Raw genomic sequence first — 11,927 nt, forward strand, 5'->3', positions numbered from 1 at the left:
CGGCTTCGGCGGCTCGGCGGCTCGGCGGCATCGGCGGCATCGGCGGCTTCGGCGGCATCGGCGGCATCGGCGGCATCGGCGGCATCGGCGACTTGGGCGGAAAAGGAAGTCATAGAAGAAGCCTACGCATCCTTGCATGCAAGAGCATCCCAGCAAACAGAAAGCCCCGTCGGGGAAACGGGGCGTGTGAGTAAAAATTTATGTTTTTAGCTGTTTGAATAATAGCGAAGACTGCTTCTTGCTACATTTTCATCAAGTCTTGAGATCGTTCCAGCAAGAAAAATATAACATGGATCATTATCAACAATACTATCTAACCATGCCCCCTGCTTGAACTCCGGTTCACAATTAAAACTACATACACACCCGAAAATTTCAGTAGCCATCATTGGTGATCTATTGGAATGCTGATTGTTTGACCAAATCATCTTGACCACCATTTCTTCTTCTTTGCTGCTTCAAGTTGAGATAGCCGCCGCTCACGTTCCTCAAGCATCTTGAGATGTTCATCAAACACCTCTCCGCTTGACTTCGCAATCTCGTTGATAGCATATTGTTTAACCGCTGCCACCTGACGGCCAAAGTCATCAAGGGCTTGGCTCAAATGGGCAATATCTTCTTGCAGTAATTCAAAACTGGTTCTCAGTTCCTTTACGCTTTCAGATATTGCCTTCATGTCTATAAAAATATCTTCAATCAGAATTTTATGATCTGACTGGCTATACCTTTCTACCATTATTTCTTGTTTATAAGCCTGTTAAAGATCTCTTGATAATTTTTATCAAGGCTTCTTAATGCGCTCTGCCGTGCAACTTTTGCTGCATATTTTCTGGCTTCTTCTCTATTTCCTGCTAATTTGGCTTCCTGCATCTTGGCCATAAAATCTTCGTCCGAAAGCATCTCGGATAGGTTACGACCAGTTGAGTATAAGGTATGTTTTTCTATAATATTACGAAAGTCCATCCCGATTTTATATTGAGAGGTAGCTTTCTTTAGAACCGAAAATATTTCCTCTACTGGATTTAACGGGTCAATTACAACTTGATTACATATGATATGTATTTTGTTTGGAGCTACTTTTACCTCTAATAGATCTTTAATAGTTTTTATCGTATCTTGTTGCTGTTTCCTCTCTGGGGTAGCTGGTAAAATGAACAAATCAATCTTGTTAAGGATCTCCCCCACTTTTGCACTCGATCTAAAAAATGCTTCTAAGTTAGAGGATCCGACGTCTAGTATCAGACCGTCATTATAAATGATCTCAATATGTAAATTTTCCCCATCATCACCTCTAATTATAACGCTTTCTTGTCCGTCATTATTAACGGACTCCATACTTACCAACTCATAGGCCGGTAAGCGACGTTTGAATACATCACGCGCTAACGTTGTTTTTCCAACGTTACCGCTATAGTTAATCAATGCGATCTTCATATTTACTCCTAAATTTAGTCATCATTAAGCTCTCTCAGAGCTTCATCTAGCGCGTCAAAATTATGTCTGCCATCGGTATTGTTATCTGGTGGCGACGCCTGTTCTTGCCGCGAAGTCAAAGGTTGCATAGGTGTTGGTTGGATATTTGCTGATAGCTCTTTATCAGATAGTTTTCTCTGCCGCAAAAACCTAAAAAGAGTTCTTGGTGAAATGCCAAGATTTTGGGCAATTCTTGCTTTGGGAATGCCTAGAGCCATCATCTCTCTAACCTTGTCTATATCGACAATTTTTCTCTGCATCTTTCTCCTTTAAGTCATGGATGGATGTGTCTGCCAGTATTGACCCACATCAGCGACACTATCGCGCCTATATTGACCTGACTTCCTGCCAATATTGGCGCACATTAGCGACACTGCTACGCCGTATTGACCTGATTTCCTGCCAGTATTGGTACACATTAGCGACATCACTACGTCGTATTGACCTGACTTCCTGCCAATATTGACGCACATTAGCGACACCGCTACGCCGTATTGACCTGACTTCCTGCCAATATTGGCGCACATTAGCGACACCGCTACGCCGTATTGACCTGACTTCCTGCCAGTATTGGCGCACATTAGCGACATTTCCGCACCGTATTGACTCGATCTCCTGCCAGTATTGGCGTTACCGATCCAAATCGGGAAAACCATGCCAGTATTGGCATGAAAAAGCGACATGGCGTGCTGACATTGGCTCAACTTCGCGCCAGTATTGACGCAAAACAATGCCATTTATGCACCTTTGTCTTGCTTTTGTGCCAGTATTGGCGCGAAGTGAGGACATTATAGGTAAAAAGGCGCAAAAATCAACTACAAGTATATTAGTGTACAGTATTTCTACGTTTCCTATTAATTTTTAAGGGAATTATGTACTTACTCTTGACTCTAATGTCCAGATAATGCACTATGGATTGCAGATTGCGGGGGTAGAACAGGCACGATGGCGGTTGTAGACAAATCTGACGATTTGCCCCAACCGCACGTGCCAAAGGGGCTGCCGCCCCTTTGAAACCCCTTGGAGGGCGGACACCACAAGATTGTGCTGACGCCTGTTGGTTTGCGTGGAGGGACAATTGAAAGTCATGGGCAACTTGTCCAAACCTTATAGATTACGTTTGCCCGAGGATGTGGCAGAACGTTATGAACACATAGCTGAAACAGCCAACATAACTATCTCCGCTGTCTTGCGTAAGGTGCTGACAGAAGACAAAGAGATTGTTATTACAAAACCTGATCTGAAGCGACAGGAAGACAGGGCACGCGTCATGCGCATTTTGGGTAATGCCGGCAACAACCTGAACCAAATTGCGCGACACCTGAATATCCTGTCTAAGCAGGGCGATTTACGCTACAGCGAAGCAGTGCATTATCTGTACCTCCTCGAAAATATTGAGGAGCAATTCAACGTGACCTTGTAGATTTATAACCATGCTGATCCGGATTAGTGGCGGCAGCAGCGGCATCGTGCAATATCTAACGGGTGGACGTAAATCCGGACGTTCGTATTCACGCGATGAACTGGATCAGCGTGTAGAATTGCATGGGAAGCTGGCAAATATTGATGCCGTGCTGGATAGCTTTGATCCTCAGAGTAAGCATCAGAAATATTTACATATTACTTTATCATTCAAAGAACCTCATATTGATCAAGAAATCTTGCAAAAAATTGATAGTGAATTTAGGCAGTTTATCTTTGCTGCTTGTAAAGAAGATGAATTTACTTATTACAGTGAGGCACATTTGCCTAAGATTAAAGCGCTTAGAGATATTAACGGGGATGAATATGTCAGGTTCCCACATATTCATGTAGTTATTCCGGAATATAATTTATATACAGGGAAGCGCGATAATCCTCTTGGAAAGATAGAAAACATTACGCATTATATCAATGCTTTTCAGGAGTTAGTGAATCAGAGATATGGATTGGAAAGCCCAAAAGATAATATACGGGAAATTTCTACTGGACGCGAAGAAATTCTTAATTGCTATAAGCTACAACCGGATTCTACGGTTAAAGAAATTAAATCTGAAATTTTCCGTTTGGTTCGTGAACATCCGGAAATAACGTCAGTGGATATACTCGCTGAAGTGATTAAACCCTTTGGCAAGGTTACTGGGCGTGATTCAAAGAAATTTAGTGGGAAATATCTGAATTTGCAAGTAGCAGGGAAGGATAAAGGAATCAATCTGAAAGATTGCAGTATTTCTCAATGCCTATTTGATATCAAGAGACAAAGACGTTACCCAGACTTTTGATGCCGAAGCCCATCAGGAGCTATATGATAAGTGGCTGGATTACGGTGCGCGCGAGGCCCGTTTTTTACGCAATGCATCCAAGCGGGATAGAGCGGCTTATAGTCAGATGAATCCGGCAGAAAGAAGGGATTGGCTTACGGCGCGCTGGAGCAAGCATGAAACCATGCTTGATGCGCTGGTAAAAGGTGAAGAATCCAGAAAACCTGCCAATATTATTGAAACAGGGGATACCCGAACGGCATATCCTGACGTTGCATCTATTGCTTTTGTGAACGCTCTTCCTTTCGTGGATGATTCGCGCCATATCGACGATATTCCCCACATCTATGACTTATCCCATTTTGGTGACAGCTTTTATATTCACAACAAGGACAACGATCATGAACGATATGAACGATTTGAGAGACCCCATCCCGAAAATTCAAAGGGAATAGGTGGATTCGATTTGCATGACTTGCGAGTTTGGCGTAGTAATGGAAGAAGGAACAATGGAAAAACGTATCCGGTGGATTCATTGTCGTCTGATCAACGCGCTGACGTGGTCGGAAATGAAGAAGGCACATCTGCGTACTTGTGCCCATCACCAACTCCGCGAACAATCAGCACCGCCGGACGAATAAGGCGAGAACTGAGCAGAACTATTGAAGAAAAAGAGCAGTCATGGTCGAAACTCATCAGCGCCCTCGATACCAGGCACCTACTGGATTATCTGGCTTACCACTATGCCCTTGATACCGGCTCACTGCGCATCGAGCGCAACAAGTCGGGACATGAATGCGTTGCAGACGACGGCAGGCATTACAGCCCCTCTGACTTCCTGACACGCCGGATGAACATGACCTAGCCGGAGGCGAAGATGGTGTTGCAAACCGTCCATGCACAACAACAGACCGTTGAGCAACGCCAGCGCGCTGTGACCTCAAAATTGCTTTGGCACCGTTTCGAGCGGTATGAAAACAGATTACCGGGCATCGCCGCGATCCGTGCGGCTTATCGCAAGCGGCGTGAGGAGATATTAGCAGGGGCGCGGTTCCAGCCGGACGCGGCACTGAGCAAGGCGCAGAACGCCGTTAAGCGGCGTTTGCTGCGAGAGCAGCGCCGCACTGAGCTGGAACAGTTGAAACAGGATCAAGAGGCCGAGCGGCGCTATTACCGCCAACGGCCGCATGACCGTTTTTTGGAGTACCTCTACGAACAGGCAAAAAAAGGGGATGGGGCAGCACTGGACGAGCTCAACCGTATTTATCCGGTGCGCGCCTTGCAAGAGGCTCAAGCGTTTGAGATCCACATCAGGGAACGGCAACGACCAAACACGCTTTTCAAACCCGCCGATATGGGATACACCGTGGCAATACAGCGCAATGGCACAGTCGAATACCGCGACGAGGAGCAGCGGGTGGTGATTGTCGATACCTTTGCCAGCATCAAGGTGCAGGAGCGTAGGGCTGATGTCATCGCAAACGCCCTTGAACTGGCCAAATTGCGTTATGGTGTTAACGGCTTCGAGATCCGCAATGCCACGCAACGTGATTTGGTCGCGATTGAGGCAGCTGTCCGTGCAACCGGTACCAGTGTAAAAGTATTACCGAAAGAATCGGCGAAAGAACGGGATGATGGTCACGAGCGTTGAGTCGTGTTTTTTTGGGGATCAGTTTCTGCTAGTGGCCTGAAAAGCATGCAGGGCTAGATGAAGCCATAGCTGAACTAGTGGAAAGTCAGGATAAAGTCCCTGAATAGATAGAGTAATTTCTTTGATAAACAATAGGCTCTCTTCAAAACAGGGATTTTAAAGAAGAGTGTCTGAACGGACTTTTGAATAGTCTAGAATTTAAATATAGCAAAAAGATTGAGGTGCAATACCACTTGGTAATACGTCTATCAATTTTTTTCCTTGGCATATTTCTTGGTTTTTCCAACTTTGATGGCATAGGCAGTATCCCGTCCATCAAAATAAGTATTAAAGAAATGAGCCGTGATTCCTGAAAATTCAGCAGTTCTTTTCCATAATTGTGAAGGTGAATCTGATATTAACTCTTCAATTTCAAATTCTCCCACTACCTTGCCTATGGGCAGAGTGGCGTAGATGACTACCTTTTTAACGGCTTTATTTTTAGGGAGAGTCCGACAGAATTCAAATTTTTTCTTACCACTAAGAATTTTTTTCGGCATATTCAGGTTTAATTGATAACAAAATTTTCATTGACTTGACCTAATTTCAAAATGTGATGTGCCTGCTGGAGTGTGAGTCGCATAAAACCAAAATATTTACTTTCGTTTAAGCCAACTTGCTCAAGTAAATCTTTTCTTATGATCCTCTTAGGTAAGGCAATATTATATGAAAATCTGAATACATGGTGGTACTTCTTTTTTTGCCAAAATTGTTGCAACTCTCCTCGAGAAAAAACGCTGTAAGGGGCGCAGTATCTCTCAAATTCAGTATAATTTTCAAATGAATCAATATGTCGATATTCTTCAACAACGCATACTGAGCTTACCAAGGAACGGTAATAAGCAAGGCCAGGTTTATCACTAGTTCGATAAATAAACAAAACATCTCCTTGCTTTAACCGTTCAATTCCACTCATTGATGTTAAATATACTTTATGAATACTGTTTGTTGGAGAAACATCTTGGACTATAGAAGCATCTTCGTTTCGCAGAATTGAATCTGGAAGCAATCGAGTGTGCCATTGGGGGAGGAGCGATAATAAATAGAACTGAGGCTGGAAAGTATCGTCCCCCTTAAATCTACAAGAGGGTAATTTTTATTGGTGTTTTCCACACCGTCATCTATGATATTGAAGCGTCGAGTTAAAACAAACTCTGTTCCATTGGCTGTTATCTTTTTGGCCTCTCTCCTGAAACCATATCGTTCAAATAACGTAATCAAAGAGGCATGTTCAGGAAAAACTGTGATATAAATATCATTAAATCCGTATGTGATAGCATAGTCAAAGATTTTCTTGATAAAACGTTCACCAAGCTTAGTTCCGTGTGCATTGATTTTGAGCGTCCCTACTTTCAACCAGCTACGATTAAAGTTGGTGGATAATGCTGGAATACAATCATCAATAACTTGGGGTTCTTCTTTCAAATATAGGAAACCATCAATCAGGCCGCGGTCACCATAAAACACATAGGCATATTCCTCTGCTTTTCTTCGGAACCAATCTGAAAATTCACGATAAGAATCTTTCAAAGAGTCAAAAAAAGGATCGCTCAGATCTGCATCAGCAAACCGTTTGTATTGTAAGTTTTCCATACTAAATTTCCTTATGTTAATTGTAAGCCGTAGAAATCTTTCTGCGGCGCGATGCCGACTTGCCCAGACAAAGGCGATGGGACGTTCAGCACGTATGCGGCACTTGCAAGGCTTTGTTGCAGGTGCTCAACCAAGACATGGTATCCCTTCTATTCTTCTTCAGCAATCAGCTACCGACTGCCGGATGCCCGACGGATCCCCAGCCATCGCCTGCGACCAATTCAAGTCGCCGCTGACTTATTTCAGCTGCGTCACCGTCAGTTGATGTCCCTTGCATAGTCCAGTTTTCTGATATGGATATAGCCAAAGCGGTACAAAAAATTATCCAACCATCGCCGCCATACACTGCGACTCTGCAAGTAAGTGTTGTAATCACTTTCTGGCAGTTTCAGATTTTGCTCTTCTTTAAGGGTCATAGTGGCCTCCTTGGGATGAAAAAAGGAATTAACAGCTTCAGGAAACAGGGCAGGATGGCTCAAGGGATTGCTGTATCCGCCTGCCTATCCAGCGCATGACCGGGACGGCCATTGCGTTGCCTATTGCCTTGTAGCGTGGTGCGTCCGGGCAGCGGTCGACAGGTTTGCCGCGCCACGGGATGCGGGTGTGGTTATCCGGCATGCCTTGCAGGCGCTCGCATTCCAGCGGCAGCAAGCGGCGGATGTGCAGACCGTTGAGGATCACATTCGTGTTGCCGCTGCTTTCGGTGTCCAGTCCGTAGGCTTGATGCGAAACGCAGGGATCTTGCCGGCCATGCACCACAAGCGGGGCTTCGTGGTTGCAAGTCAGGGTAGGGGCACCGTTCTGGCGGATTTCCGCGCCGCCCTGACCGTGTGCCATGCAGACCAGGCCACTGCCGTGCTGGCTGAACAACTCTTGGTCACTCTGTCCGATGATGCCGCCGCAGCCGCTTTGATTGAGGGTGGGGTGCGGGTTATCCGGATGATCCCAATGCGAGCCCCTACGGATGCCGCCGGAAACAATCAACGCCTCACTCCCGCCTTGGGCGTGGCTGCCTTGCGCGTGCAGGCTGGCCGCTACGCCGCCGCTTCGGCGGTGGCCGCCAAAGCGGCTTGCAGCAAAGGCGGCAACTTCTTGCCGCGACTCTCCGTCCGGCGCAGAATCCCCTGCTTCGCGGTGTCGCTCAAATAGTATTTCTGCGGGATCGCAGTCTCGAGCAGATGCGACAAGGAAGACGCGTCGCCGCCGTTGGGGCAGTCCGAAATGTTGTGCGTCGAGCACCCGCCACGCGATACGGCGCCGGGGTCCAAACACACAACCAGCGTCCGTCCATTTACGCCCTGCCGGTTCGAGCGGCAGCCCTTCGCCGGCAAGTCCTGCCAAAAGGCAGCCGAAGGCATTGTCATGGGCGCTGAGGACGCCGGGGACGTTCTCCCAGACGAGGATGCAGGGCTGAAGCCCGCCGCGTAGTCGGACAAGGTCAATTGCATTGAGAATCCTCACAAGTTCGAGGGTGAGATTGCCGCGCGCGTCTCCCAAACTGCCGCGCAAACCGGCGATGGAAAACGCCTGACACGGTGTCCCGCCGACAAGGATGTCCGGTGCGGCAACATCCCCCCGCGCAATCAATCCGGCAAGACGGGTCATGTCGCCGAGATTCGGCACATGCGGCCAATGGTGCTGCAAAACAGCACAGGGGAAGGGGGCGGTTTCGGCGAACCATGCGGGCTGCCAACCGAGGGCTTCCCATGCCAGCGTGGCCGACTCAATGCCGCTGCACACGCTGCCGTAGCGCAGGTTTTTCATTCGTCCGGCGAAAGGCGCTGGGAATTGTCGCTGCGTTTCTTGCACTTGCAGGGTTTTATGCAGCCGTTCGGCCAGGACACGGTGTCCCTTCCGGTTCTCTCCGGCAATCAGCGTTTCCACCGACTGCCGGATGGCCGGCCGGTTTCCGGCCAGCGCCTACCGGACCAGTTCCACCAGTACATCTGCCTGCATTTCGCCCTATCTGTCGCCGTGACCGCTGACTTATTCCGCCACGTCGCCGGCGTTATCGGCTGCCGCAGATGCGCCTTCTGCTTCGTCAGCCGGCATCAACCCAGCCAGTTCCGCTGTCAATACCTGCCCACGGAACGCCCGGATGGAATGCTCGCGCAGGAAAGCCTGCCTTTCTTCCGCTGTGCAGTTATTGAGACGCTGCCGGAAATCCTGCATCCATATCTCGGCCTCGTCACGGGGCACGACGGGCTTTTGCTGATCGTCATGGACGGTCTGCGCTGCGGTTTCAGGGTGTTCAATTTGCATGGTTTTCTCCAGTTTGGGTTTATACCGTGTATCACGCTTGGCAGCTAACCATAATTTTCAGGTTTATCATTGAGAAAGTGGATAATATAAATAACACAGATATGATTAGAAGGCATATACGCACCGTGTCGCAAAACATCCTTATTAACTGCAAATCTATCTTTTCATCATGTGCAGAAAAGAACCTCGTTACAGAGAAAAGATTGAACAACCTCCTCCGCTCCATCTGAAAATCCGAATCAGACACATCATGGCAGTAGAACCGCTTTACCCTTTGCTCCAAATCACGGATGTGTGGCATCGGGTTTATTGCCCTCAAATAATCTCGAAATCCTCTTGATAAACCCTTCATGATGCCTCCCCTGACTTGGCAATAAACTGCTGCACCTCTTCCCGGGTCTTCCCTAACTGTTCCGGTGTTATGGCGTGGCGCTCAATGATATTGGCAACATGGGTGTATTTGTCGCTGTCCAGCATTTTATGCATATCTTCCATTTCTGATGTGCTTGCCAAATTTATGATATGAATTTTATAATGCTTGGCCATCTTGATAACGTACTCAACAAGCTCGGCAGGCAGATTAAAACCCCTGTTGTGTACATCCTTTTTCAGTTTTATGGTTTGTTCTTGCAGGTAGGCCAAGGATTCCCGAATGGTCTCGCGCTGTTCGTCCAGCCGCTTGTTGATGTCTCTTGCATAGTCCAGTTTTCTGACATGGATATAGCCAAAGCGGTACAGAAATTTATCCAGCCATCTTCGCCATGCACTGCGGCTCTGCAAGTAAGTGTTGTAATCACTTTCCGGCAGTTTCAGGTTTTGCTCTTCTTTAAGGGTCATAATGGCCTCCTTGGGGTGAATAAAAGGGGAATAACGGATTCAGGAAACAGGGCCGGATGGCTCAAGGGATTGCTGTATCCGCCTGCCTATCCAGCGCATGACCGGCACGGCCATTGCGTTGCCTATTGCCTTGTAGCGTGGTGCATCCGGGCAGCGGTCAGCAGGTTTGCCGCGCCACGGGATGTGAGTGTGGTTATCGGGCATCCCTTGCAGGCGCTCGCATTCCAGCGGCAGCTTCCGATGAAGGTATTGTCTAAAACCCTGTTCAAAAAATCAACTATAAATACAACTTGCTGTCAGAAGTAACGACTTATAGTGCCATTTACGAGTTTGTTCTCTGAACGGGCAGAAAAAAGCCACCCGCACGGCGGATGGCCCTTCTTTCTGACTTTTTGGTTTGCCGGTCACTCGCTGAAATAAGAGCCTGTTTCTTTACCATTTTGATAAACAATGACTTTCAGTACCCGGCTGCATCCCCAGCGGAAGTCACCATGTTGTGTCCGGCAGCTTGTGCCCGGTTCATACGTGGTTGAACCTTTAAGGCTGATTTTTACCCATGACTGGAGCTTGTAGGTGAACTTGTCGTTGTTTTGCATCGGTTGCCCGTCGTCACCAACGGCGCACTGCTCAAATGGCGGCATCGGGGCTCTGCCGCGCCGCATCCGCTTTTTGAAGGCTTTTTTGGCACCTTCGCAGCCGTCCGGGAAACCGGCCGGCAGGCAGAGCCAGATGGCGCAATCATCACTGACGTTGGCATTGTTGCCGAAGAGGTTTCGTTTGCCGTTTTTTTGTTGCGGGTTTTGCCGGCTGTTGACCGGACTTGCAGCGTCACCACGGCCGTCCCAAGGCTGCATGACTCTGATTTTTGCCGCTTCGGCATCTTCCTTGTCGTATTTTTTGATGCGGGCATCGATACATTCCTGCTCGGTGGCGTAGTTGTCTATCCCCGCGCCGTAATATCGATAGTGACCCCGGGAATCGTTGCTGTCGAACTCAACCAGGGTGCAGTAGTTGCGTGCGCGCTGTTCATTGGTGATTGCCGCAAATGGGGCCTCATCCATTTTGGTGGCACCGTAATAGGATTCGGCCGTCTTGGCATCCAGACAGGATTGTTCGCTCAAATAGAGGTTGTTGTTGGAAAGGTGGCGGATAGGTTGCTCGGCCTCGGCACCGCGCCCGTACCATCTCGTACCATCCGGGTTGGTGTGGCTTTGGCTGCAATATTTTTTTGCATAGGCACGATCCTGATCCGTCGGGTTGTATTCCGCCTTGGCGGGATCCTGCCGGATGGCAAAGTCTTTGGTTTTGGCGGCTACGCACTTGTGCCATTCATGGAACTCGCCGCGTTCCTGGCCGAACCAGCTGTCCGAAATCACCCTGTCGAGGACGGGGTCTTTTTCGCCGGTCATCTCGTTTTCACGGCAATACTGGATGGCGTACTCTTTGGCGTATTGTCTGGTTTTCGGTGCGGCCGTGGTTGCCGGTGCCGCTTCGCGACCATTTGTGCCACCGGCAGCCGCCGGTGGGGCCGTTGTTGTCTCCGTTGATGCGATATTGGCATCATTTGCCGTGGCGGCTGATTTCAGTCGTGCGGCTTTCAGACGGGCGGCGGTATTCGCCGAATCATCCGGTTGCACTTGCGCCGACTGCACTGACTGCGTAACGGTTTCCGTTGTTGTCGCGGCCGTTGCCGGCAGGATACAAAGCGCCGTGGCGATGGCCGCCGTTATTCTCTGTTTTTGCATATATAGCTAATACACCTAACATTTCATACATATAAGCAAATAAAGTAGCGTGAAGATGCAATGAGATTTAATATAGATAAAATCCTT

Annotated in this window: 15 protein-coding genes and 1 pseudogene; 5 read left to right on the plus strand and 11 right to left on the minus strand. The window is 48.2% G+C overall.

The genetic code is table 11. The features are described from left to right. Positions 1–424 precede the first annotated feature (424 nt). The 3 genes from Q0562_RS06150 to Q0562_RS06160 are packed head-to-tail and all read right to left on the minus strand — an operon-like array spanning position 425 to position 1,733. A complete protein-coding gene (locus tag Q0562_RS06150; protein ID WP_298642552.1) occupies positions 425–676 on the minus strand; it encodes a hypothetical protein in 252 nt (83 codons plus the stop codon). 59 nt (positions 677–735) lie between these two features. Continuing rightward, on the minus strand, positions 736–1,434 hold the full coding sequence (locus Q0562_RS06155) for a hypothetical protein (RefSeq protein WP_298642555.1): 699 nt from the start codon (positions 1,432–1,434) through the stop codon (positions 736–738). A gap of 14 nt (positions 1,435–1,448) precedes the next feature. Then, on the minus strand, positions 1,449–1,733 hold the full coding sequence (locus Q0562_RS06160; protein WP_298642558.1) for a hypothetical protein: 285 nt from the start codon (positions 1,731–1,733) through the stop codon (positions 1,449–1,451). An 827-nt stretch (positions 1,734–2,560) separates the two neighbouring features. Between Q0562_RS06160 and mobC the strand changes: the two genes are divergently transcribed. Genes mobC through Q0562_RS06180 form a run of 4 tightly spaced genes read left to right on the plus strand, consistent with a single transcriptional unit; the run spans position 2,561 to position 5,364 of the window. Beyond that, a complete protein-coding gene (mobC, locus tag Q0562_RS06165; protein ID WP_298642589.1) occupies positions 2,561–2,896 on the plus strand; it encodes a plasmid mobilization relaxosome protein MobC in 336 nt (111 codons plus the stop codon). Positions 2,897–2,906: 10 nt separating this feature from the next. Further along, entirely contained in the window at positions 2,907–3,734 is an 828-nt protein-coding gene (locus Q0562_RS06170) for a hypothetical protein (protein WP_298642561.1), read from the plus strand. After that, on the plus strand, positions 3,697–4,578 hold the full coding sequence (locus Q0562_RS06175) for a hypothetical protein (RefSeq protein WP_298642563.1): 882 nt from the start codon (positions 3,697–3,699) through the stop codon (positions 4,576–4,578). The genes Q0562_RS06170 and Q0562_RS06175 overlap by 38 nt, the downstream gene beginning before the upstream one ends. Before the next feature lie 12 nt (positions 4,579–4,590). Continuing rightward, positions 4,591–5,364 (plus strand): hypothetical protein, encoded by a 774-nt coding sequence (locus Q0562_RS06180; RefSeq protein ID WP_298642566.1) that lies wholly within the window; start codon positions 4,591–4,593, stop codon positions 5,362–5,364. A gap of 248 nt (positions 5,365–5,612) precedes the next feature. Here Q0562_RS06180 and Q0562_RS06185 read toward each other — a convergent pair whose 3' ends face one another. The 5 genes from Q0562_RS06185 to Q0562_RS06205 all read right to left on the minus strand — a co-directional run bounded on the left by Q0562_RS06185 (position 5,613) and on the right by Q0562_RS06205 (position 8,760). After that, the gene (locus Q0562_RS06185; RefSeq protein ID WP_298642569.1) at positions 5,613–5,903 is read right to left on the minus strand and encodes a hypothetical protein; all 291 of its coding nucleotides are present in this window, start codon (positions 5,901–5,903) and stop codon (positions 5,613–5,615) included. An 8-nt stretch (positions 5,904–5,911) separates the two neighbouring features. Beyond that, positions 5,912–6,319 carry a hypothetical protein gene (locus tag Q0562_RS06190; RefSeq protein WP_298642571.1) on the minus strand — a complete coding sequence of 136 codons (408 nt, stop codon included), beginning with the start codon at positions 6,317–6,319 and terminating at the stop codon, positions 5,912–5,914. 50 nt (positions 6,320–6,369) lie between these two features. Next, positions 6,370–6,996, minus strand: coding sequence for a hypothetical protein (locus Q0562_RS06195; protein ID WP_298642574.1), 627 nt, complete (start codon positions 6,994–6,996; stop codon positions 6,370–6,372). A 257-nt stretch (positions 6,997–7,253) separates the two neighbouring features. Next, complete coding sequence (locus Q0562_RS06200) at positions 7,254–7,412, minus strand: hypothetical protein (RefSeq protein WP_298642577.1); 159 nt, start codon at positions 7,410–7,412, stop codon at positions 7,254–7,256. A 37-nt stretch (positions 7,413–7,449) separates the two neighbouring features. After that, entirely contained in the window at positions 7,450–8,760 is a 1,311-nt protein-coding gene (locus Q0562_RS06205; protein WP_298642579.1) for a DNA cytosine methyltransferase, read from the minus strand. A gap of 57 nt (positions 8,761–8,817) precedes the next feature. On the opposite strand from Q0562_RS06205, the gene Q0562_RS06210 reads away from it, so the two are divergent. Then, on the plus strand, positions 8,818–9,306 hold the full coding sequence (locus tag Q0562_RS06210; RefSeq protein WP_298642581.1) for a hypothetical protein: 489 nt from the start codon (positions 8,818–8,820) through the stop codon (positions 9,304–9,306). A 300-nt stretch (positions 9,307–9,606) separates the two neighbouring features. On the opposite strand, the gene Q0562_RS06215 is transcribed toward Q0562_RS06210, so the two are convergent. The 3 genes and pseudogenes from Q0562_RS06215 to Q0562_RS06225 all read right to left on the minus strand — a co-directional run bounded on the left by Q0562_RS06215 (position 9,607) and on the right by Q0562_RS06225 (position 11,840). After that, entirely contained in the window at positions 9,607–10,095 is a 489-nt protein-coding gene (locus Q0562_RS06215) for a hypothetical protein (RefSeq protein ID WP_298642584.1), read from the minus strand. A 39-nt stretch (positions 10,096–10,134) separates the two neighbouring features. Continuing rightward, a pseudogene (locus Q0562_RS06220) lies at positions 10,135–10,326 on the minus strand (DNA cytosine methyltransferase); the annotation flags it as partial. 173 nt (positions 10,327–10,499) lie between these two features. Beyond that, positions 10,500–11,840, minus strand: coding sequence for a hypothetical protein (locus Q0562_RS06225; protein WP_298642587.1), 1,341 nt, complete (start codon positions 11,838–11,840; stop codon positions 10,500–10,502). Between the last annotated feature and the right edge of the window lie 87 nt (positions 11,841–11,927).

This window comes from uncultured Cardiobacterium sp. (assembly GCF_938028825.1).
Lineage (GTDB): Bacteria > Pseudomonadota > Gammaproteobacteria > Cardiobacteriales > Cardiobacteriaceae > Cardiobacterium.

Bases quoted from the DNA above. Each gene is read 5' to 3' on its own strand.
- Q0562_RS06195 (WP_298642574.1), bottom strand. From the start codon at position 6,996: ATGGAAAACTTACAATACAAACGGTTTGCTGATGCAGATCTGAGCGAT.
- Q0562_RS06180 (WP_298642566.1), top strand. From the start codon at position 4,591: ATGGTGTTGCAAACCGTCCATGCACAACAACAGACCGTTGAGCAACGC.
- Q0562_RS06170 (WP_298642561.1), top strand. From the start codon at position 2,907: ATGCTGATCCGGATTAGTGGCGGCAGCAGCGGCATCGTGCAATATCTA.
- Q0562_RS06215 (WP_298642584.1), bottom strand. From the start codon at position 10,095: ATGACCCTTAAAGAAGAGCAAAACCTGAAACTGCCGGAAAGTGATTAC.
- Q0562_RS06210 (WP_298642581.1), top strand. From the start codon at position 8,818: ATGCAGCCGTTCGGCCAGGACACGGTGTCCCTTCCGGTTCTCTCCGGC.
- Q0562_RS06185 (WP_298642569.1), bottom strand. From the start codon at position 5,903: ATGCCGAAAAAAATTCTTAGTGGTAAGAAAAAATTTGAATTCTGTCGG.
- Q0562_RS06205 (WP_298642579.1), bottom strand. From the start codon at position 8,760: ATGAAAAACCTGCGCTACGGCAGCGTGTGCAGCGGCATTGAGTCGGCC.
- Q0562_RS06155 (WP_298642555.1), bottom strand. From the start codon at position 1,434: ATGAAGATCGCATTGATTAACTATAGCGGTAACGTTGGAAAAACAACG.
- Q0562_RS06160 (WP_298642558.1), bottom strand. From the start codon at position 1,733: ATGCAGAGAAAAATTGTCGATATAGACAAGGTTAGAGAGATGATGGCT.
- Q0562_RS06200 (WP_298642577.1), bottom strand. From the start codon at position 7,412: ATGACCCTTAAAGAAGAGCAAAATCTGAAACTGCCAGAAAGTGATTAC.
- Q0562_RS06150 (WP_298642552.1), bottom strand. From the start codon at position 676: ATGAAGGCAATATCTGAAAGCGTAAAGGAACTGAGAACCAGTTTTGAA.
- Q0562_RS06225 (WP_298642587.1), bottom strand. From the start codon at position 11,840: ATGCAAAAACAGAGAATAACGGCGGCCATCGCCACGGCGCTTTGTATC.
- Q0562_RS06190 (WP_298642571.1), bottom strand. From the start codon at position 6,319: ATGAGTGGAATTGAACGGTTAAAGCAAGGAGATGTTTTGTTTATTTAT.
- mobC (WP_298642589.1), top strand. From the start codon at position 2,561: ATGGGCAACTTGTCCAAACCTTATAGATTACGTTTGCCCGAGGATGTG.